23 protein-coding genes, 1 tRNA gene and 2 pseudogenes are annotated in these 20,088 nt (G+C 59.1%); 13 read left to right on the top strand and 13 right to left on the bottom strand.

What is annotated here, in order from left to right; translation table 11 throughout:
• Positions 1 to 40: 40 nt before the first annotated feature.
• Positions 41 to 1,657, bottom strand: coding sequence for an inorganic phosphate transporter (locus DV532_RS16475; protein WP_056803265.1), 1,617 nt, complete (start codon positions 1,655 to 1,657; stop codon positions 41 to 43).
• Between the two features lie 128 nt (positions 1,658 to 1,785).
• Between DV532_RS16475 and DV532_RS16470 the strand changes: the two genes are divergently transcribed.
• Both DV532_RS16470 and DV532_RS16465 read left to right on the top strand, forming a co-directional pair.
• Positions 1,786 to 2,172, top strand: coding sequence for a DUF488 domain-containing protein (locus DV532_RS16470; protein ID WP_056803263.1), 387 nt, complete (start codon positions 1,786 to 1,788; stop codon positions 2,170 to 2,172).
• A 68-nt stretch (positions 2,173 to 2,240) separates the two neighbouring features.
• Positions 2,241 to 2,672, top strand: a complete 432-nt coding sequence (locus DV532_RS16465) for a GNAT family N-acetyltransferase (protein ID WP_056805328.1) — start codon at positions 2,241 to 2,243, stop codon at positions 2,670 to 2,672.
• A gap of 51 nt (positions 2,673 to 2,723) precedes the next feature.
• On the opposite strand, the gene DV532_RS16460 is transcribed toward DV532_RS16465, so the two are convergent.
• Together DV532_RS16460 and DV532_RS16455 are read right to left on the bottom strand one after the other, a co-directional pair.
• Positions 2,724 to 2,963, bottom strand: a complete 240-nt coding sequence (locus DV532_RS16460; RefSeq protein WP_056803260.1) for a hypothetical protein — start codon at positions 2,961 to 2,963, stop codon at positions 2,724 to 2,726.
• Positions 2,964 to 3,097: 134 nt separating this feature from the next.
• Positions 3,098 to 3,541 (bottom strand): hypothetical protein, encoded by a 444-nt coding sequence (locus tag DV532_RS16455; RefSeq protein ID WP_056803257.1) that lies wholly within the window; start codon positions 3,539 to 3,541, stop codon positions 3,098 to 3,100.
• Positions 3,542 to 3,683: 142 nt separating this feature from the next.
• Between DV532_RS16455 and DV532_RS16450 the strand changes: the two genes are divergently transcribed.
• Positions 3,684 to 4,007 carry a hypothetical protein gene (locus DV532_RS16450; protein ID WP_056803254.1) on the top strand — a complete coding sequence of 108 codons (324 nt, stop codon included), beginning with the start codon at positions 3,684 to 3,686 and terminating at the stop codon, positions 4,005 to 4,007.
• A 70-nt stretch (positions 4,008 to 4,077) separates the two neighbouring features.
• Here DV532_RS16450 and DV532_RS16445 read toward each other — a convergent pair whose 3' ends face one another.
• Complete coding sequence (locus DV532_RS16445) at positions 4,078 to 4,473, bottom strand: hypothetical protein (RefSeq protein ID WP_056803251.1); 396 nt, start codon at positions 4,471 to 4,473, stop codon at positions 4,078 to 4,080.
• A 319-nt stretch (positions 4,474 to 4,792) separates the two neighbouring features.
• Here DV532_RS16445 and DV532_RS16440 point away from each other — a divergent pair, with 319 nt between their 5' ends.
• The 5 genes from DV532_RS16440 (at position 4,793) to DV532_RS16420 (ending at position 8,447) form a co-directional block, all read left to right on the top strand.
• The gene (locus tag DV532_RS16440; protein WP_056805325.1) at positions 4,793 to 5,182 is read left to right on the top strand and encodes a helix-turn-helix domain-containing protein; all 390 of its coding nucleotides are present in this window, start codon (positions 4,793 to 4,795) and stop codon (positions 5,180 to 5,182) included.
• A gap of 63 nt (positions 5,183 to 5,245) precedes the next feature.
• Complete coding sequence (gene uvrY, locus DV532_RS16435) at positions 5,246 to 5,884, top strand: UvrY/SirA/GacA family response regulator transcription factor (RefSeq protein ID WP_003251380.1); 639 nt, start codon at positions 5,246 to 5,248, stop codon at positions 5,882 to 5,884.
• A gap of 6 nt (positions 5,885 to 5,890) precedes the next feature.
• Complete coding sequence (uvrC, locus tag DV532_RS16430; protein ID WP_056803247.1) at positions 5,891 to 7,714, top strand: excinuclease ABC subunit UvrC; 1,824 nt, start codon at positions 5,891 to 5,893, stop codon at positions 7,712 to 7,714.
• Positions 7,715 to 7,747: 33 nt separating this feature from the next.
• Positions 7,748 to 8,308, top strand: coding sequence for a CDP-diacylglycerol--glycerol-3-phosphate 3-phosphatidyltransferase (pgsA, locus tag DV532_RS16425; RefSeq protein ID WP_056803244.1), 561 nt, complete (start codon positions 7,748 to 7,750; stop codon positions 8,306 to 8,308).
• 63 nt (positions 8,309 to 8,371) lie between these two features.
• A tRNA-Gly gene (locus DV532_RS16420) sits at positions 8,372 to 8,447 on the top strand.
• Positions 8,448 to 8,656: 209 nt separating this feature from the next.
• Here DV532_RS16420 and DV532_RS16415 read toward each other — a convergent pair.
• The 3 genes and pseudogenes from DV532_RS16415 to DV532_RS16405 form a co-directional block, all read right to left on the bottom strand.
• A pseudogene (locus tag DV532_RS16415) lies at positions 8,657 to 8,842 on the bottom strand (transposase); the annotation flags it as partial.
• Positions 8,809 to 8,979, bottom strand: a complete 171-nt coding sequence (locus DV532_RS16410; RefSeq protein WP_082477053.1) for a hypothetical protein — start codon at positions 8,977 to 8,979, stop codon at positions 8,809 to 8,811. The pseudogene DV532_RS16415 and the gene DV532_RS16410, both read right to left, overlap by 34 nt.
• Before the next feature lie 34 nt (positions 8,980 to 9,013).
• A complete protein-coding gene (locus tag DV532_RS16405) occupies positions 9,014 to 9,160 on the bottom strand; it encodes a transposase (protein WP_056803238.1) in 147 nt (48 codons plus the stop codon).
• 246 nt (positions 9,161 to 9,406) lie between these two features.
• Here DV532_RS16405 and DV532_RS30965 point away from each other — a divergent pair.
• Positions 9,407 to 9,507, top strand: a pseudogene (locus DV532_RS30965) (acyl dehydratase); the annotation flags it as partial.
• 124 nt (positions 9,508 to 9,631) lie between these two features.
• Here the strand turns inward: DV532_RS30965 and DV532_RS16395 are convergent.
• From DV532_RS16395 to DV532_RS16385, 3 genes are all read right to left on the bottom strand, one after another.
• Positions 9,632 to 11,914 carry an RHS repeat-associated core domain-containing protein gene (locus tag DV532_RS16395; protein WP_056803235.1) on the bottom strand — a complete coding sequence of 761 codons (2,283 nt, stop codon included), beginning with the start codon at positions 11,912 to 11,914 and terminating at the stop codon, positions 9,632 to 9,634.
• A 63-nt stretch (positions 11,915 to 11,977) separates the two neighbouring features.
• Positions 11,978 to 12,286, bottom strand: coding sequence for a DUF202 domain-containing protein (locus DV532_RS16390; protein ID WP_056803230.1), 309 nt, complete (start codon positions 12,284 to 12,286; stop codon positions 11,978 to 11,980).
• An 11-nt stretch (positions 12,287 to 12,297) separates the two neighbouring features.
• Positions 12,298 to 12,678 (bottom strand): YidH family protein, encoded by a 381-nt coding sequence (locus DV532_RS16385; protein ID WP_056803227.1) that lies wholly within the window; start codon positions 12,676 to 12,678, stop codon positions 12,298 to 12,300.
• Between the two features lie 245 nt (positions 12,679 to 12,923).
• Here DV532_RS16385 and DV532_RS16380 point away from each other — a divergent pair, with 245 nt between their 5' ends.
• The 4 genes from DV532_RS16380 to DV532_RS16365 all read left to right on the top strand — a co-directional run bounded on the left by DV532_RS16380 (position 12,924) and on the right by DV532_RS16365 (position 17,567).
• On the top strand, positions 12,924 to 13,418 hold the full coding sequence (locus DV532_RS16380; RefSeq protein ID WP_056803225.1) for a cupin domain-containing protein: 495 nt from the start codon (positions 12,924 to 12,926) through the stop codon (positions 13,416 to 13,418).
• Positions 13,419 to 13,576: 158 nt separating this feature from the next.
• Positions 13,577 to 14,653 (top strand): MBL fold metallo-hydrolase, encoded by a 1,077-nt coding sequence (locus DV532_RS16375; protein ID WP_082477051.1) that lies wholly within the window; start codon positions 13,577 to 13,579, stop codon positions 14,651 to 14,653.
• 2 nt (positions 14,654 to 14,655) lie between these two features.
• The gene (locus DV532_RS16370) at positions 14,656 to 16,089 is read left to right on the top strand and encodes an MFS transporter (RefSeq protein ID WP_056803222.1); all 1,434 of its coding nucleotides are present in this window, start codon (positions 14,656 to 14,658) and stop codon (positions 16,087 to 16,089) included.
• Positions 16,090 to 16,289: 200 nt separating this feature from the next.
• Positions 16,290 to 17,567, top strand: a complete 1,278-nt coding sequence (locus DV532_RS16365; protein ID WP_056803219.1) for an OprD family porin — start codon at positions 16,290 to 16,292, stop codon at positions 17,565 to 17,567.
• Positions 17,568 to 17,607: 40 nt separating this feature from the next.
• Here the strand turns inward: DV532_RS16365 and DV532_RS16360 are convergent, their stop codons facing one another.
• The 3 genes from DV532_RS16360 to antB all read right to left on the bottom strand — a co-directional run bounded on the left by DV532_RS16360 (position 17,608) and on the right by antB (position 20,088).
• Positions 17,608 to 18,462, bottom strand: a complete 855-nt coding sequence (locus DV532_RS16360; RefSeq protein ID WP_056803214.1) for an alpha/beta hydrolase — start codon at positions 18,460 to 18,462, stop codon at positions 17,608 to 17,610.
• A 90-nt stretch (positions 18,463 to 18,552) separates the two neighbouring features.
• Positions 18,553 to 19,578, bottom strand: coding sequence for an anthranilate 1,2-dioxygenase electron transfer component AntC (gene antC / locus DV532_RS16355; protein ID WP_056803213.1), 1,026 nt, complete (start codon positions 19,576 to 19,578; stop codon positions 18,553 to 18,555).
• A gap of 18 nt (positions 19,579 to 19,596) precedes the next feature.
• On the bottom strand, positions 19,597 to 20,088 hold the full coding sequence (gene antB / locus DV532_RS16350) for an anthranilate 1,2-dioxygenase small subunit (protein WP_056803209.1): 492 nt from the start codon (positions 20,086 to 20,088) through the stop codon (positions 19,597 to 19,599).

The following is a 20,088-nucleotide window of genomic DNA, read 5'->3' as shown; positions in this document are numbered from 1 at the left end:
CCGAGCTTGTAGGCCGATCTTACAGGGGTTACTCCAGCGGTTAGAGAATCTGGTGCAGCAACCAGTACAGGCTGCCCGCCAACAGCATCGCCGCCGGCAATGTCAGCACCCAGGCCATCAGCAAATTGATCAGCGTGCGCTTCTGAATCCCCGAACCGTTGGCCACCATGGTGCCGGCCACCCCCGAGCTGAGCACATGGGTGGTCGACACCGGCAGCCCGAACATGTCTGCTGCGCCGATGGTGCACATCGCCACCACTTCGGCCGAAGCACCTTGGGCATAGCTGAGGTGGGTTTTGCCGATCTTTTCGCCTACCGTCACCACGATGCGCCGCCAGCCGACCATGGTCCCCAGCCCCAGCGCGATGGCCACGGCCACTTTCACCCACAGCGGGATATAGCGGGTAGCGTCGTCAAGCTGCGTCTTGAGCAACTGCACATGGCTGCGGGTGTCGGCATCGAACGTCACCAGCTGGTGCTTCTCGATCAGTCGGATCGCTTCGCTGGTCAGGTACATGTCATTGCGCACGTTGGCCATGGCCTCGGCGGGTACGCGCTTGAGTGAACCGTAGCCTTTGACTTCTTTGCCTATCATGCCGGTCAGCGCCGCCAGTGCGGGCACCAACTGCGGGCCGGCCTTGGGTTCGGCCACGAATGCACTGAGTACCTGGCGCGGGTCGGCTGGGGGCGCTTGCGGGTCATTGCGTACCAGCGCCTGGCGGGTTACCTCGGCGACGGCAGAAAACTGCAGGGCCTGCTCATTGGGCATGGTCTTGTTCAGCGCGTAAGCCATCGGCAGGGTGCCAACCAGAATCAGCATGATCAAGCCCATGCCTTTCTGGCCGTCGTTGGAACCGTGGGCAAAGGACACGCCGGTACAGGTCAGAATCAGGGCGCCGCGTATCCACCACGGCGGTGGCGTCTGGCCTTCTGGCGCCTGGTACAGCGCCTTGCGCTTTACCAGCGCGCGCAGCGCCAGCAGCAGCAGGGCGGCGCAAGCAAAACCAATCAACGGCGAGAACAGCAGGGCATAACCAACCTTGCTGGCCTGGGCCCAGTCCACGCCGCTGGTGCCGTCGCGCCCGTGCATCAATGCATTGGCCACGCCCACACCAATGATCGAACCGATCAGGGTGTGCGAGGATGACGCAGGCAGGCCCAGCCACCAGGTGCCGAGGTTCCAGATGATTGCCGCCAGCAGCAGGGCGAAGACCATGGCGAAGCCGGCCGAGGAGCCGACTTGTAGAATGAGCTCCACCGGCAGCAGGGCGATGATGCCGAACGCCACCGCGCCGCTGGAAAACAGCACCCCAAGGAAGTTGCACAGCCCGGACCACACCACCGCGACCGGGGCCGGCAACGAGTGGGTGTAGATGACCGTGGCCACGGCGTTGGCGGTGTCATGAAAACCATTGACGAACTCGAAGCCCAGGGCTATCAGCAACGCCAGGCCCAGCAGCAGAAACGGCGTGACCGTGGTGATTACCGTGCCGCTGGCCGTTACATCCTGTTTCAGGCTCCAGGCGGTGTAGGCGATACCGGCCAACAGCAGGGCGAAGAACAACACCAGGGTGGCGCGCCCAGGCTTGTGGGCAAGCTGCGGGCGGGCGTCGCGTTGGGCCAGTTGCGGCTGGCTGGCCAGTGACGGGGTTGCCATGGGGGCTCCGGTTGGCGTTGGGCAAGGGTGCCGAAGGCCTTGAGCATAGAAACAATTGGTAAACCGGCCGTGACCTTGATCAATGAATTATCTAGGCTCAAGACGGACGGTAAATGCGGGAGAAGCCCATGATTCGCTGCAAGCGTGTTTACGATGCGGTTGAGCAGGACGATGGCCAGCGCGTGCTAGTCGACCGCCTGTGGCCGCGTAACAAACGCAAGGAAGACCTGCACGGGCAGTGGTTGCGTGAAGTGGCCCCCTCGGGCGAACTACGCAAAGCATTTCACCAGGGTGAGGTGGACTTTGCCGGTTTCACCCAACGTTACCAGCACGAGCTGGCAGCCCACCCCGAGCATTGGTACCCGCTGCTGGACCTGGCCGGGAAGGGCACGCTGACATTGCTTTATGCTGGCAAAAACACCGAGCACAACAATGCCCGGGTGTTGGCTGAATGGCTGGAAGATGAACTGGACCGACGTGGCCCTGGGAGTTCGCCAGTGTGTTATGCCCGATGAATGATATTGGCTATAGCGGCCTTATCGCCGGCAAGCCAGACCTGCCAAACGCGAGAGCCCATTGTGCGATGTCCCTACAACTAACTCCTGCCGATGACAGCTACCGTACCTTCGCCCGCGACCTAACGCGCCGTGCCATGCTGCCGTACTACCGCGAATACGACCTGCTGTGGATCGAGGAAGCTTTCGATGAAGCCTGGGGCTGGCGCGAGCAGTGGCTGGTGACTGAAGGTGAAACCGTGCTCGGCTTCTGCAGCCTCAGCCAGGACCGTCAGGCATTGTTCATTCGCGAGTTGCACTTGCTCCCCGAACACCGCGGGCGCGGCGTTGGCAGCTGGGTGCTGGAACAATTGGCCCTTTGGGCCACGCAGCGGCGCCTGCCGCTGCTGCGGCTGATGGTGTTTATCGGTAACCCGGCGCGGCTGCTGTACCAGCGTCACGGCTTCGTCGAAATGGGGCAGGACGAATGTTTTGTGCGCATGCAGCGAACGCTGGATTGAAACCTGGCGCATAATGCATGCGGGTTGGAACAGCTTGGGTGCAAATGTCAATTAAGGCTTTGTCATGTTGAAGCTGCCCTTGACATGGTAAGACTTGTTCTCGGCTTCGAAGGTGAACTCAAATGTGCCACTGACATTTTTATCGGATTGATACTTTTCGATTTCAAGCGTCCCTTTGCCTCCTCCAGATACATTATTTTCCCCATCCATAACCCAAAAACCACAATGGTCTCTCCCTTGTCGAATTTCAAAGCCTCCGCTGTCGAATTCGGCAGAAGTTAATGCGATCATGAGTGACGATCCGGTGGTTGCTTCCGAGCCATTGCTTGCGTTGAGGGAGGAGCACCCAGCTCGCCGGTTTGCTATGTGGGCTATGTAAGTAAGCAGTTATAAGGCAATGGCCTTCTACTGGCTGCAAGCCCTGTTCAGGGTGTGATTCTGAAAGTGCCGCTAATTGTGTGTATGGTGCCAGTGCCTTCATCATAGGTTAGATGGTAGTTGCCCATGATAATCAGGTTGCTGATTTCAGTGATGTTTATATATCCTTTTGTTGCAAGGGCGGATATAGTGATCCCTTCCTTCTCAAGCTTAATGTCGAGCTGTGAGCGCATTGTGTTGGCGTCGAATTTATTTTTGTTTAGCTTGAACTCAGAGTTGGAGCTCAACGTAATATGGTACCAGTCGTCCGGGCCGTCCTTGCCTCTGCCGGTAATGGCCATTTTTGAGAAGGTTACTTCACGGAGGGACTGGGCTTTGAGTTTCCGAGATGCCTTGCCATCTGGTCTGTAGAGTGTGCCTGTTAACTCGATGAAGCCGTTTGCTTTGTGTGCAGAAGGTGTGTGATCCACTGGGCTGAGTTTCGTATTCATGGCTGCCTCTGAGTGGTGGGTAGAGTGCTTACCCTAAAGTGGTTTTGCGATCTACTGTAACTGGCAACTTTGTCAGGTGCCTGAGTGGCGGCGCCGCGGTAGAATGATGGATTGTCTACTAGAGTCGCCTGGGTGTATTTGTATGGCCTGCAAACTACCTCCCGCCGATGACAGCTACCGAACCTTCGCCCGCGAGCTCACGCGCCGCGCCATGCTGCCGTACTACCGCGAATACGACCTGCTGTGGATCGAGGAAGCCTTCGATGAAGCCTGGGGCTGGCGCGAGCAGTGGCTGGTGACTGAAGGTGAAACGTTAGCCGGTTGGGCGGTTCAGCGGCACCTGCCATTGCTGCGGTTGATGGTGTTCAATAGCAACCCTGCGCCGGCACTGTACGCGCGCAATGGGTTCGTAGCGGTGGGTCAGGACGACTGCTTCATCCGCATGCAACGTGTCTTGGCGGGGTAGCCTTGGCCATTCGCCTGCTTCCATGATGGCCAGGGCAGTCACCTGTCAACGCTCATTGCGGGAGTCGGGGTCATTCAACCTTAATCAAATTGAGCTTTCCATTCACGTTCTGCGTTTGGTTGTTGCGCACGAAGCTGAGTTCGTAATCGCCCTCTAGTTTCCTATAGGGCAGGTACTCTCGGATTGTCAGTGTTCCACTGGCAAGTGTGCCTTCATTGTTCTCTCCGTCGCTAATTGCAAAGTAGACTTTATCGTTTTCGGGGTGGAAGGACAGTGTTGTGTGTTGTTCAAATGTTTGACTGGGAAGATAGAATAATAGATCGACTTTTTCATCGATGCTAAATGCCTGGATCCTATTTTGGGAGATTCTAATGTTTGTCAAGTTTCCCTGCCATAATGGCTTGCTGTCCGTGGTCGCGTCGGCGGAAATAGTGCCTCCGATAGGCAGGGTATCGTTGTCTTTCATGGCGTGTTCCGCTTGGTCTGTTCGGTATTTAAGTTTGATATGAAGGGTGCGTTGGCGAAACTGGTAAAACTGTCAGTTGGCTTCAGTGTTGTAATGTGAAAGCCTGGTAGTTTTGAAGCATTTGTTACTTCACGCATTTTGCTGTGCGAGAAAGCGGGAGGGCTAGTGCACCCCTTTACGCTGGCGGCGTTCCTTGGATGGCATAATAGTGGCTTGCAGCTGTTGGTCGCCAAGAGCATAGTGGTCGCAGCCTGTAGCTGCTCTAGTACGTCGTCAGCGGCTCGGCGCGATGGCAAAGTAAATGACGGAGAAACGCTTCATGAACGGATTCGGACCGCGGCTAAGAAATGAGCGCGAGCGTTTGGGTATGACCCAGCGGGTTTTTGGCGAAATTGGTGGTGTAGAACCTAACGCGCAGGGCAAATACGAAAGCGGCCTGCGGGCGCCAAGAATCGATTACCTGGCGGCCTTGGCCGCCAAAGGTGTGGATGCGCTTTACGTGCTAAGTGAGGTTCGCACACCGGTACCACTGGGCGGCATGTCACCGGATGAAGCCAGCCTGCTCGGTGCATTCCGACGCTTGGCCGCAGCCGATCAGGCCGCACTCTGGCATTTGCTGAGGCGTCTGTCGGCGGAGGGCAATCACCCCGAAACGGTGAGCCCCCTCACAGTTGCAAGATCGTCATTTCTGACAGAAGGAATGCGTTAGGCCCACCTTGAAAAATTTTGTTAAGGTGGCGGGATCCAATCGCCCTGCTGACGAGGTGTGTGCTTGATTAGGGTCTTAGTGGTCGACGATCACGATCTGGTACGAACCGGTATTACCCGCATGTTGGCCGACATCGATGGCCTGCAGGTGGTGGGTGAGGGTGATTCGGGCGAGTCGGCCCTCAAGCTGGCCCGTGAGCTGAAGCCGGACGTGGTCCTGATGGACGTGAAAATGCCCGGTATCGGCGGCCTGGAAGCCACCCGCAAGCTACTGCGTAGCCACCCGGACATCAAGGTGGTTGCCGTGACCGTGTGCGAGGAAGACCCGTTCCCCACCCGCCTGCTGCAGGCCGGCGCCGCCGGCTACCTGACCAAGGGGGCCGGCCTTGACGAAATGGTCCAGGCCATCCGCCTGGCCTTTGCCGGCCAGCGCTACATTAGCCCGCAGATCGCCCAGCAGCTGGCGCTGAAACCCTTCCAGCCACAGGGCTCGCCGTTCGATGCCTTGTCTGAGCGGGAAATCCAGATCGCCCTGATGATCGTCGGTTGCCAGAAAGTGCAGATTATCTCCGACAAGTTGTGCCTCTCGCCCAAGACCGTCAATACTTACCGTTATCGGATCTTTGAAAAACTCTCGGTCACCAGCGACGTCGAACTGACCTTGCTGGCCGTTCGCCACGGTATGGTCGACGCAAGCCTGTAAAACCTCATGTCCCAAGTTTTCGATGCCAGCGCATTCCTCGCGACCTGCAGTGGTCGCCCGGGCGTCTACCGGATGTTCGACGCCGAAGCCCGGCTGCTTTACGTGGGCAAGGCGAAGAACCTCAAGAAGCGCCTGGCCAGCTATTTTCGCAAGACCGGCTTGGCGCCCAAGACCGCCGCGCTGGTAGGCCGTATCGCCCAGGTCGAAACCACCATCACCGCCAATGAAACCGAGGCGCTGCTGCTGGAGCAGAACCTGATCAAGGAATGGCGGCCGCCGTACAACATCCTGCTGCGCGATGACAAATCCTACCCCTACGTGTTCCTGTCCGACGGCGAATTCCCGCGGCTGGGCATTCACCGTGGGGCGAAAAAGGCTAAGGGCCGCTACTTTGGCCCGTACCCCAGCGCCGGGGCCATTCGCGAAAGCCTCAGCCTGCTGCAAAAGGCCTTTTCGGTGCGGCAGTGCGAAGACAGCTACTACGCCAACCGCACCCGCCCGTGCCTGCAGTACCAGATCAAGCGCTGCAAAGGGCCCTGCACGGGCCTGGTGAGCGCCGAGGAATATGCTGAGGACGTGCGCCACTCGGTGATGTTTCTCGAAGGGCGTAGCCAACAATTGGGCAACGAGCTGAATGCCGAGATGGAAAAGGCCGCCATGGCCCTCAATTTCGAGAAGGCCGCCGAGCTGCGCGACCAGATCGCCCTGTTACGCCGCGTGCAGGACCAGCAGTACATCGAAGGCGGCAGTGGCGACGTCGATGTCATTGCCGCCTTCGTCAACCCCGGTGGCGCCTGTGTGCACTTGATCAGCGTGCGCGGCGGGCGGGTACTAGGCAGCAAGAACTTCTTCCCCCAGGTGGGCATCGAGGAGGAGGTGGCCGAAGTGATGGCGGCCTTCCTTTCTCAGTACTACCTGGGCAATGCCGAGCGCGAGTTGCCAGGCGAACTGATTGTCAACGTGGTGCATGAAGACTTCGAAGCCATCATCGAAGCTCTGCACACGCTGCGCGGCCGCGAGCTGAGCATCAGCCACCGGGTACGCGGCACCCGCGCGCGCTGGCAGCAGCTGGCGGTGACCAACGCCGAGCAGGCGCTCAACGCCCGCCTGGCCAACCGCCAGCACATGGCCGCACGTTTCGAGGCCCTGGCCGAGGTATTGGGCCTGGACGAAGTACCGCAGCGCCTGGAGTGCTACGACATCAGCCATTCCAGCGGGGAAGCCACGGTGGCCAGCTGCGTGGTGTTCGGCCCCGAAGGCCCGCTCAAGTCCGACTACCGGCGTTTCAACATCGAAGGCGTTACTGGCGGCGACGACTATGCCGCCATGCACCAGGCATTGAACCGCCGCTATGGGCGCATCCGCGACGGCGAGGGCAAGCTGCCCGATGTGCTGCTGGTAGACGGTGGCAAGGGCCAGCTGAACATGGCCCGCGACGTCATGCAGGAACTGGGCTTCACCGACCTGACCCTGCTCGGCGTCGCCAAGGGCGTCACCCGCAAGGCAGGTTTCGAAACCTTATACTTGAACGATGTGCACCACGAGTTCACCCTCAAGGGCGATTCACCGGCCCTGCACCTGATCCAGCAGATTCGCGACGAAGCTCACCGTTTCGCCATCACCGGCCACCGCGCCCGTCGTGGCAAGGCCCGGCGGGTGTCCAGCCTGGAGGACGTGGCCGGGGTAGGGCCCAAACGCCGGCGCGACCTGCTGAAACATTTCGGCGGCCTGCAGGAGCTCAACCGTGCCAGTATCGATGAAATCGCCAAAGCCCCCGGCATCAGTAAAAAGCTTGCCGAGTCGATTTATGCCAGCCTGCATAGCGAGTAGAATGCCGGGCTCAACTTGCGGCCAGTCGTACCGATGAATATTCCAAACCTGCTCACCGTTCTACGCGTCCTGCTCATCCCCATCTTCATCCTGCTGTTCTACATGCCGTACCACTGGAGCTACACCGCGGCCAGTAGCGTGTTCGCCGTTGCCGCCGCCACCGACTGGCTGGACGGCTACCTGGCGCGTCGCCTGCAGCAGAGCACGCCGTTCGGGGCGTTCCTCGACCCGGTGGCCGACAAGCTGATGGTGGCGGTGGCCTTGGTGCTGCTGGTGCAAACCCACGCCAACTTCTGGCTGACCCTGCCGGCGGCGGTGATCATCGGTCGCGAAATCGTGGTATCGGCCCTGCGCGAGTGGATGGCCGAGTTGGGCGCGCGGGCGCATGTGGCGGTGTCCAACCTTGGCAAGTGGAAGACAGCAGCACAGATGCTGGCGCTGGTGATCCTGCTGGCCAACGCGCCGGCGGTGACGTTCTGGGTGATCCTGGGCTATGCGCTGCTGCTGGTGGCGGCGGGGCTGACGCTGTGGTCGATGGTGCACTACCTGCTGGCTGCCTGGCCGCACCTGCGCGAAGGCTCCGAACAGAAATAAAAGTTTTTTGAATCAAGGGGTTGACGCCGTTTTAGAAATCGCTAGAATGGCACCCATCACGACGCGGGAATAGCTCAGTTGGTAGAGCACGACCTTGCCAAGGTCGGGGTCGCGAGTTCGAGTCTCGTTTCCCGCTCCAAATATAGATCTACAGAGTTCCATGGAAGTCTGTAAGTCGTTGAAATCAGACGCTTCGGCGTCTTTTTTCGTTCCAGCGCAGTCTGCCTGAATCCACCAGTAGCCACGAAATTTAAGTACATTTTTAAGTACAGCGATTCCGGGTAGTTGGCGTAACGGATTGATGGCTGAGCTGGGCCTCTGGCATCGATATACATCTCCTCGACCTTACAACCAATTCTTTCTGCCGATCACGAAGGGCCGGATGGCGCGTTCGGCAGCGTTGTTATCCATGGGCAGGAACCCTTCCTCGACGTACCGCTCGAGTTTGCTCCAGTTGCTCGCCAAGTAGTTGATCGCTTTGCCCAAAGCGTTCTGCGCGGTCACTTGCGGCTGGGTCTTTTCCATCCAGCCTCGTTAAACAGCGCCATTTGTGGCGTCAGCGGGTCCGCTGACTGCTCGGACTTGCGTCCGAACAAACGCTGGCGCAGCAAGGCATTTTCCTCTTCGAGGTGAACGATCTTGCCCTTGTCCGATTCACGCTCACTGATCATCTGCCCGAGCAATTGCTTGAGCAGAACAGGATCGTCAGGGAGGTCTTAAAAGTACCGGGTCGAACACGGCCACCTTGATATCAAACTCCACCAGAGCGGCCAGCCCATCAATGGATTTTCGGAAGTTGACGGGCTTGGGATAGAGGTAAACCTTTTCGACTTTGGCGTCGGGTCGCATCATGGTGAACGGGCTCCTGAGAAAACGGAGCACAGCATCGGGCATCAACAAGCGGCTTTGAATGTGGGGTTCATGGCGCGCTTACGTTCATACCCTATCCAAGAGAGCTACCAATGCATCCGCATCCCATAACCCGCTTCGGCGTCAAAACCCAAGGCAGGAGCCGTATGCGGTAATTCTGCACGTACGGATCTGTGCGGGGGGTGGCAGGTGACTGCCATTCCTACCGCGACCAAGGCGGTCGAGCTGAACCAGCGCGGCACCCAGCTGACTCTGGAGATCAACACCCATGTGGTTGGCCAGCAGCGGCCGTCGGTGATCATGACCTGGTGATCCTTTACCAGCGTTGATAGTTGGATGGCACCGGCTGCGCCGGTGTTCGCGGGCATGCCCGCTCCTACAGGTACTGCGCAAGGCCCAAGGGCTGTGCAGATTCCTGTGGGAGCGGGTTCACCTGGGTAGGGGACGCATGCATTAGCCCAGGTAACTAATGACAGGGGCTAGATTATAAGTGTGAAGCAAGCGCTCGTCATTCCTTGAGAAGCAGTATGCATGAACATGATGGCCTGCAAGAGACTCCCATTGATCGAGCTGGGCACGGGTGACCCCTTTGAGATCGCTACCTCTCAGATCATGAATGTAGATCTTACGGTTGCGTAAGTTTTTGCGCACATCTCGATAGTCATAGTTGGTCCCATTCAGAATATTGTAGCTATTAACATCACCTTTTGTGACTAATCTACGCAAGCGGTCGCTGGGTTTGGAATGGGAAAAGGCCGCTTTGTCTTCAAAAAGGAATTCTGCGTCGTTGAGATAAGGATCGCGTCTGACTGTAACTTTACCTGTGGGGCTTCGGTAGCTAGTGAAGTTATCTCCAACCTTATCGCCGTGAGCACCTGTATAAGCATGGATGTCACTATTTGAGTTGCGCCTCGATATTTTAATGAGTGCATCTTTTACGTCGCTTTGGGTTACAGACATGTCAGCGGTCCATAGTGTTCTTTGCAGGGGGCCGGGCAGTGGGTCCTGATACCATACGGGAACCCTACCGGGGGCTGTGTGAGAAATCACTTGTTGGGACTTGTTTCCGAATACCTTGAGCCCTGGAGTTTTACCTCCCATAGGATTGCCTGGATATGAGGTTGGTCGCGGAGCATGGGGTGATCTAACGGCATATTTGAACGGTTTTTGCCGCAGCGATGCGCGCAAAACACGCAGCTCTTGAAACCCTTCGCGAAGCACCGAACTCAGCTTCTTCACTCCAGCATGGGCGAGGTCAACCAAGCCAGCAGCCATCGCCGCCCATCCCAGTTTCTCTGCCAGTTCAGGGTTGCTCTGTTGCACCGCTAGCTGAGCGATGGTCAAACCTGTATACGCCATCGTCGATCCGTACATTACCGCCTTCGCCACCCCGACCATCTGCGAACCGAATGCCGGCGCACTGGCCAGTGCCATCATCACTTGCCCCACGGGCTCCAACATCCGCGACAGCTCCGGGTCCGACTGCCTCAGTGCCATCCCCGTCGCCGCGACTGCGGCACCCATTGTGTAGCCGATCATCAGGCCTGCGATCACCGGCGTACTGAGGGTGCCCGCCGAAGCTATGATCATCACTGCGCCAAAAAACGCCAGGCCAGCGAACAACAGCCATTCCCCCATGCTGGCAGCCTGGGGCGGCGCCGTGCTGGGCGTCAGCGCGGCAATAATGGTATCGAGCCTTGCCAGGCTGGCTGTCTGGGCCTGGTGGCTGACCATGATATGGCCACTGGGGTCCTCGAAGTTGACCGGATCGGCCTTCGGGCAGTAGGCACGGTCATTCGGGCCGGCTGCACCCAAGGGGCTCCAGTCGTCGGGCTGGCAGAACACTTTGTGCTGGGCGTCGTAGTAGCGGTAGCCGTCGCCCAGATGGAAACCGCCCGTCACCCGATCCACCCGCTGGCGGTTGTAACCGACGCCCACCGATTGAGCGTTGAGGGTGGTCGAGCATTGAGTCATGCTGCCCAGTTCGTCGTATTTGTACGTCTCTTCCTTGATGGCATGCCCTTCGTCATCCTTGACCTCCTCGCCATCCACTGCGTTCACCGTCCATTTCTGCAATTCATCGCTGGTGCCGGTCACGCTGGTGTAATAGACGAATGTCTCGGTTCTTGCCCGCGTGCCGTCACGGTACAGCGTCTTGCTTAGCAGCTGGCTGGTCGGTGACCAGGTTTGCTCGTAGCGCACCTTTTCCTGGCCGTTCAGCGCATAACGGCGCGTGGTCTCGCGGCCGAAGGCATCGTAGTCGTGCAGCACCTGCAAGTGCTGGCCGCTGCGCATGTCCTGCACCGTCAGGCAGGCCAATTGGCCCAGTGCGGTGTAGGTGTAATGGTATTCGAGTGACCCGCGGCGCAACCGGCTGCGGTAGCCTTGGGCATTCTCCCAGGCCTGCAGGGGCAGGCCGTTGCTGTGCCATGTGCCGGTCACGGCGCCGCGCAGGGAGGCCAAACCCTCATTGCGCAGCTGTTGGCCGTGCACCGTCCGGTTGAAGCGCCAGGTGCCCAGCAGCAGCGGCTGCAAGGTTTCGCTGGTGACCAGGCTTTGATGATCACCCTGCACCGGGCGTTCGGCCTGGATGGCCTGCGTGACGGAGTTCAACTTGAAGGTGACCAACGCTGTCTTGGCTGTCTTGCTAGCGGTGCTGTTGCCTGTTTGTGCATACCAGGACAGGCTGCCATCGTCGTTGCGTGCATGGTAAAGGCTGGTGCCGTCTGGTTTCACGTAACCGTCTGGTCGGGTTCGCAGCGTTTGGCTGGTATCGCTGCCCCTGACCAGCGTCGCCGATCAAGCGCCGTACAATGCTGCAATACTCAGCACCGTAACGCCCAACCCCAATGCCAGCACAGTGCCCAGCCGGGGTGCCGAGCGTTCTTCGCGGATATGCCGCGCCGACCTGCGATAGCCGCCGCTGATCAACAGCGAGTAGCCCAAGCCGATAGCCAATGCCATGAGCAAGAGCGTGGTCATGGCAAGGTTATGTGCCAAGTCATGACGAAAAACGATGCATCCCAATACCAGGGTGGACAGTACCGTGCGCTCCCAGGTCAGCGCCGTGCGCTCGGGCTGCAGGCCGTGGTCGTCATGCAGGGCCATGTAGGGTGTCTTCAAGGCAGTAACAGCAAGGTGGAAACGATCAGCCCGAACACGCCCAACAGCGGTGCCAGGATTGGGTACGGAAGCGCTTGCCGATGGCGCAGGGCGCGCTCGACATTGAGCCAGCGTAGGGTTGCACTGACGCTGAGCAGCAGCGCCATGCCAGTCAGGGCATAGGACAGCAGCATTTGTGGGCGCCCGGCCAACAGCCCCAGCGGCAGTGCATCCAGTGCGATGCCGCTGGCCAGCAGGGCAAGGGCTGTGCGAATCCAGGCCAGAAAGGTGCGTTCATTGGCGAGCGTGAAGCGCGGGTCGGGCTCGCAGCCATCGGCCAGTGCTAAGACCTGACGGAATCTGGCTTTAAGCGTTTTTTCAGTGGGTGGATGCAGCATGGCAGCGAACCTTCTATTCAAACGCCGGTGTTGTGCAGTCGTTCGACCGCCTGCGTTGCCATTCTGAATGGTTTTGCTTGCTTGGCTAGCGCAGTTCTTGCTGAACCCTATGCACTTCTTGGCAGTGGTCTTACTAAAAAAGCACAGCGTTAATCGAATATCTGCATAGCCCGCACGCCGGGCAGTTGGCTAAGGTCAGGCTGAGTAAAACATCCGACCCATTATATTTTAACGAGGTGAACTAGATGACGTCAGATAACTTGCACTCAGCGCAAAACGTGCCACTGCCTTTTGGTGTTGACGACATAAAATCCATGATCGGCCGTAAAGTCTGGAACGTCTTGGGTACTTCGTATTGGCCGATTCTGGGCGGGGATGACCAAAGCAGTTTTGCCTGGTTGACCTATGACCCGCCCGGCAGTTTCATCCCGCCGCATACGCACCCGATCCAGGATGAGCATGTGTTCGTTCTGGAAGGCGAGTATTCGCTGTACAAAGATGGCGAGTGGACTACCGCCAAGCCGGGCGATTATGTCTGCTGGCCGCGCGGTTCGAGCCACGGGTACCGCATCGATGCCGACAAACCCGCCCGCGGGTTGTTCTGGGTAAGCCCGGGTAACGACCTGTCCAGCCTGTTCGATGAGCTGCACAACCAGGCCAGCCCCGAAGAGGTGGTCCGGCTGTCTGGGCTGCGCAACATCCTGTTTGCCAAGCCCGGTACGTCGCCCAATTTCGAATGATCCTGTGGCTCAGCCATCCCGCCGGGGGTGGCTGTTGGCACAAAGCAGAAATGAATATAAACCCAGCGAAAACCGCATAGTGATATACCCAGTTCCTGAATTAGATTGATTTGGCAATAACCCGCATCGTTAATTAATTAGAATAAAAAGGTAGTCCAATGAGCCAGGCAAATCATTCCGGAATGACTGTTCACACGCTCGGCACGGGTGGTGGTCCAGTCGTATCTGCCAGCCGCGCCGGTATCTCGACAGCGGTTGTAGTTGATGGCTGTTCCTACGTGTTTGACTGTGGCATGGGCAGTATTCGTAACTACCGCTCGCATTGCACGTGGGATCAATTACGCGCGATCTTCATCACCCATCACCATTCTGATCATATTTACGACCTGGGCTCTTATTTGCTGACCGGCTGGCAGGTACCGGGCGAGTCTTTCAGCCAGCCGATTCACGTTTATGGCCCGGCCAAACCACCGCGCGTACCGGCCCTGCATAGTCACAGTGATCACCCGGTGGTGCCCGGTTGCTGCGGCGGCGACCACCCGATGGTCGGCACGGCGGATGTGGTGGATGCGTTGATCAACCGGGTATTCGCCTCTGACGTCGCCATTCGCATGGCCGACGAAGGGCGCTCCAGCCCCAGCCAGTGGGTGTATGGCCACGACATCGAAGTACCGGCCGAAGCCAAGGCGGACCCCGTGCTGGCCCGTCACCCGGCCATGGACCCCTTCGAAGTTTACCGAGACGAAAAAGTCGTGGTATCGGCCATTCTGGTCGATCACCGCCTCTGCTACCCCGCCTTCGGTTTCCGTATCGATAGCCAATACGGCTCGGTGGTGATTTCCGGTGACACCACCTATTCGCAAAACTGCATCCGCCTGGCCCAGGGAGCCGACGTGCTGCTGCATGAAGTCATCGACCTGGATGCTATTCTCGCGACCTTCCCCGAAGGGCCGACTCGCCAAGGTATTGCCGTGCACCTTGAGGAGTCGCACACCTCGTACGAGCAGGTCGGCAAGGTGGCGCAGGCAGCCGGTGTCAGCCAATTGATCCTGCACCATATCGTGCCGAATGTGCCGGGCGCGGCAGACATCGAAAAAATGCTCCGGGCCGCCCGCCGTGACTTCAATGGCATGGTTTGCGCAGCAGAGGATAACGACAGCTTCCGCGTTGGCGGCACTGCCACTGTAGCCTCCCCAAACACTGTGTTGCATGCGTCTGAAGCCGCCGAGGTGTGAACATGACAGAGCTGACTCAAACCGCATATCCGCCTCATACACTGCGTGCTGCGGTCGCCACGGGGCAGATGAACCGCCGCGCCTGGTTGATCACCGGCATGCTGGTGATCTTTCAAATGATCAACTTTGCCGATAAGGCTGTTCTGGGATTGGTTGCCGAGCCTGCGATGCGTGAGCTCGGTTTGTCGGCGAGTGAGTTCGGTTTTATCGGCAGTGCTTTTTTCTTTCTGTTTGCAATCAGTGCAGTGTGTGTAGGTTTTCTCGCGGCGAGGGTGCCTACCCGCTGGATCTTGTTGACCATGGGCGTGCTGTGGTCGGTGTTGCAGTTTCCGATACTGTTTGGCGGCGGCGCTGCAGTACTGCTGGTGACCCGCATCGTGCTTGGTGCCGCCGAAGGGCCCGCTACGCCGACGACCTTGCACCATGTGCACGGTTGGTTCCCCGCGCGGGAGCGCGGTTTGCCTAGCACGCTGGTGGCCATTGGCTCTACCTTGGGGCCGATCGTTGCAGCGCCAATCCTGGCCTATATCATCGCCCACCCGCAGTGGGGCTGGCGCTGGGCATTCGGTTTTCTCGGGTTGGTCGGTTTCATTTGGTCGGTACTCTGGCTGCTGGTCGCCAAGGAGGGCCCTTACAGCCATCTGAAGGGCAAGCATCAGGAGGGCGCTCAAGGCGCGGAACCCGCGCAAGACCAAGCCCCTGGCAAGGAGCGAGCAAGCATTGCAGAAAACGCCGACACGCTTAAACAGGTGCCTATTTTCCGAGTGTTCTGCTCGCGGATGTTCATCATTGCCACGCTGGCCGGTGCCGGTTGCTTCTGGGCGCAGGGCTTCCTGACCACTTGGTCGCCCCGTTACCTGGGGGCGGTGGTGTCGCTATCACCCGAGATGGTCGGGCTGGTATCGACCTTTCCGTGGTTGTTCGGCGCGCTGACCTTGGGTGTGCTGGGTTATGCGTCACGGGTAATGATGCGCCGCGGGGTTTCGGTTTACCTGTCTTTGGGGGCCTCGTTCGGCCTGGTCCTGCTGCTGTCCGGGGTGTGCTTTTTGATTCTTCCGCACCTGCAAGGGTACGCCGCAGTCACCGTGCTGGTTGTTGCCGCAGGGTTGGCGATGACCTTTCCGCTCGCGCCAACGGCAGTGGCCTTTTGCGTGGCTTCCAAGCAACGTGGGGCGGTGATGGCGACGCTGACGGCCGTAGCGTCGCTAGGCGGCATCGTAGCGCCGGTCATGGTCGGCTTTTTGATGGAGCGGGCAGGTTACCTGCAAGCGGGCAAGGGCGCGCCACAGAGCATGGAAATGACTGCACGGCTGGCCGAAGGGATGAATGCTTCGTTCGCCTACATTGGTTGTTATCTGGTGGTCGTGGGCTTTGTCAGCATCTTTTGCCTTAACCCTGACCGTACAGCGAAGAAACTCCAGAAGCGTTTTGCCTGACGCACCGGGGGCTCGCTCCCGCCCCGCGTAGGCGCGACACAAGGTTGCGCCTACGCGCGCGCGCACGCACCGGCGGGCCCCTCCGATGCCGTAAGTGGTCATAACAATAACAAGGTAGGTCGAGTGCCCGAACGCTGCCTTTCGGCCCACTGATCTGCTTCCACGGCTGTGCTTTGCACTCCTCAGAAGGGCTCACCTCGATGTTCCATAAAAATTGGCTGGCCAGCGGCGTTGCCGCGGGCTTGATGGGGATGTTCGTGCCGATTTCTGCCCAGGCAGACTTCGTGAAAGACCGCCAGATCAGTCTGGGGCTGCGCAACTTCTACCTGGATCGCGACTTCAAACAAACCGGGGCGCCACAGTCACGGATCGGGAGTTGGACCCAGGGCTTCGATTTTCGGGCGATCTCTGGTTACACCGAAGGCCCCGTGCAGTTCGGGCTCGATGTGTCGGGGCAGTATGCCTATCGCCTTGATGGCGGCGGCGGTCGCGGGCCGGATAGCGTCATTCCCTACGATGACAGCAAAGGCCAACCGGTACACGACTACGGCCGCGCGGCCTTGACCGGCAAACTGCGCTATTCCAAGACCGAGCTGAAAGTGGGCGAGCACCGGCCATTGCTGCCGGTTGCCTTCATCGACGATACGCGGCAACTGATTACCACTTACCACGGTCTGTTGCTGGAGTCGCGGGAAGTGGACGGCTTGGTCCTGACGGGCGGGCGCTTTACCGAAATCAGCAGCCGCGAGTCTTCCAATCGCGAAAAGATGTACCTGTTCACCGGGCCCAATGGCCCGCGCCGCACCAGCGATGGGCTGAACTTCGCCGGCGCCAGCTACGCATTCACCCCGCGCCTTTCGGCTACCTACTTCTATGGGCAACTGGAAGATATCTATCAGCAGCAATACCTAGGCCTCACCCAGAGCAACGACCTGGGTAATGGTTTCGCGTTGAAGACCGATTTACGCTATTTCGACAACAAGGAGGATGGGCAGGCCCTGTATGGCAACATCGACAACCATTCCTACGGTTTGCTCAGCAGCCTGAGGAAAAACTCGCACACCGTCTCGGTCGGTTATCAGCGCATGCTTGGCGAAAGCACATTCCCCACCCTCAATGGCTATGCGCCGCAACCCTACCTGGTGAACTGGTCTGCCGTCGGCTTCGTCAAACCCAACGAAAGCTCATGGCAGTTGCGTTACGACCTGGACTTTGCCGGCTACGGTGTGCCGGGCCTGAAGCTGATGACCCGCTACCTGCGCGGCACCGGTATCGATCGTGGCAACAATGCCCTGGACCAGAACGTCGAGAGCGAGCGCAATCTCTTCATCAGCTACGTGGTGCAGAGTGGCCCGCTGCAGGGCGTTGCGTTCGAGTGGCGCAACATCGACGTCAAGACCCGCTATGGCAACGCTGCGGCCGCAGGGATGGATTACCAGGAGAACCGCTTGATTACCAGTTACACCTTCAAGTTCTAGTGACTCGCAGGCCGCCCTCAGGGGCGGCCGCGTTCATGCATCAGGCTGTTTCAGTAGTAGGGCAGACTGCTTGGTACAGGTTGTCGATCAGCCCAAGCAGCATGCCGCCCGGCCCCGCGAACTCCTGCAAAACCGTGAAATGATCACGGCCTGCGACCTCCAGGCAGATCGCCGGGCTACCTGTCAGCGTCCATGCCTCCATCATGTTGCGGTTCTGCTCAAGAAACGCTGGCGTTTCCTCACCCCCGACGACAAAAGCTGCCGGCACCAGATCACCGCTCACGCGGGCCAGTGGCGAGCAAGCCTGCGCCTGGCGCATGTCCAGGCGTAGTTTGTCATTCAGGCTGGTTTCCAGCAGCGGCGCTAAATCGTAGATCCCGCTGATCGGGACTATCGCTGCGATAGGGCGCTGCTGCGGCGCGAGCGCGGTTTGCGCCATGGCCAACTCGACCGCAAGGTGTCCCCCCGCCGAATGCCCGGCAACTATCAGCGGCAACCGCTGGTCACTGGCCGCAAGTGTCGTGAGGCTGAACAGTAAACCGTGGCTAACGCTGGCGACTATTTGCTCGACAGCTACATCAGGGCACAGTGGGTAGTTCAGTAGGGCGACGTTATAGCCGCGTGCACTCAGCGCCGAGGCGATAAAGCGAAACTGCACCTTGTCCCGCGACTGCCAGTAGCCGGCATGCAGATACACCAGGTTGGCTTTGGCGCTGCCTTTGGCAAAGCACACATCCAGGGTCTGCCTGGGATGTAGACCGTAGCGCACGTCCAAAGCCCAGGGGCGCTCGCGTAGTACCTGGTCGTTGGCTAATTGGTATTGCTCGAACAGCGCGGTGAAGCTGGGGCGATACTGCCCGGTGACGTATTGGTATTCAGCGGTGTTGTTTGGCATGGCGCAGTCTCTTGCGTTGAAGGCAGGTTCAACAGAAAAAACCGAACCGCCAAGCGGCGGTTCGGCATTCGAACAATGCTCCCTGAGGGCTCAGGTGTTGCTCTGGGCGAATTTTTCGTAGTAGAGGTGGCTGTTTTCCAAGCCTTGCTCATTCAGCCAGTTTTTCACCGACTCGACCATCGGCGGCGGCCCGCACAGGTACATGTCGAACGGCGTGGCGTGCAGGCTCGGCAAGTCGAAATGTTGCGTGACATAGCCGCACTTGCCGTGCCACAGCGGGTCGGCGTCGCTGATCACCGGGGTGAAGCTGAAGCCTGCAATGCGCTTGGCGTAGCCCGCGATCCGCTCCAATTCGCAGAGGTCCGCCGCCTGGCGAACGCCGTAGTAAAGATGCACGGGTTGGCCACACCCACCACGTTCGGCAATCTCGTCGAGCATGCCGAGGAACGCCGACAGGCCGGTACCGCCGGCAACCATCACCAGAGGCCGGGTGATGTGGCGCAGGTAGAAGGCGCCCAACGGCGCCTCGAATAGCAACTCATCGCCAACCTGGCAACGTTCACGCACGTAGTTGCTCATCACCCCGTCGGGCAGCAGGCGAATCAAGAACTGCAACTGGTTAGCGCTGTTGGGCTGATTGGCGAAGGAGTACGAACGTTTGTGATCGGTGCCTGGGACCTGAATGCGGGCGTACTGGCCGGGCAGATAATCCAGGCGCTGCGCTGCCGCGCTGGCATCCACATGAAGAATCGCCGTGGTCGGCGAAACCTGCACCACGGCGCTGACAGTGCCGCGTTGTTCATGGGTGCCCGCGCCATGGCAAAGCGTGGAGTCGAAATCGAAATAGAACGCTGCGTCCGACTGCACGCGCGTCTGGCAGGTCAGCACTTTGCCCTGGGCAAGGTCTTTGGCCGAGAGCGCCTCGTCGTCCACATAGTCCTGGGTGTACTGCCCCGACTCACAGCGGCCCTGACAGGTGGCGCACACCCCTTCGCGGCAATCCAGCGGAATCTTGATGCCTGCACGCAGCGCCGCATCCAGCAGCACTTCGTTGCCCTGAACGGTGCAGAACAGTGTTTTTCCATCGGCAAAGTTAAAGGCAACCTTGTACGTCATGATGGCTAACCCGCCCAGTCAAAGATGGTAGAAATCGAGCACCGAATTGATCGTGTCGTTGAGCAGCACCACATGCTTGCGGGCAATCTTCCAGCTGTCGCCGTGGGGCCGCAGGCGGTAGGTGGCGCGGCCGAAGAATTGCTCGGCGTTCTGCAGGCGGTAGTACAACGTGTGCCAGTTGACCTTCACTTCCAGCTCACCCCCTTCCAGCGGGGCAATGCGCACGTTGCTGATCAGGTGCAGGGTGCGCGGCATGGGAATGGTCGAAGCCGCTTTGCCGGTGCGAATGCGAAACACCCGATCTTCCAGCCCGCCGCGGTTGGTGTAGTAGATCAGCGACATGCCTTTCTTTGGGTCAAGCGTGTAGACGTGCTCCGAATCCCACTGCGGCAGGTGAAATTCGCTGTCCTCACTGAACATCGCCAGGTAGGCATCCCAGTCCTGGGCATCGCAGGCCTCGGCGTTACGGTAGAAAAACTGTTCGACGCGGTATTGCAGTTCGCCATTCAT

The organism is Pseudomonas sp. Leaf58 (genome assembly GCF_003627215.1).
Lineage (GTDB): Bacteria > Pseudomonadota > Gammaproteobacteria > Pseudomonadales > Pseudomonadaceae > Aquipseudomonas.
The sequence above is the reverse complement of the archived record's forward strand: the minus strand, read 5'-3'. Positions and strand labels throughout refer to the sequence as shown.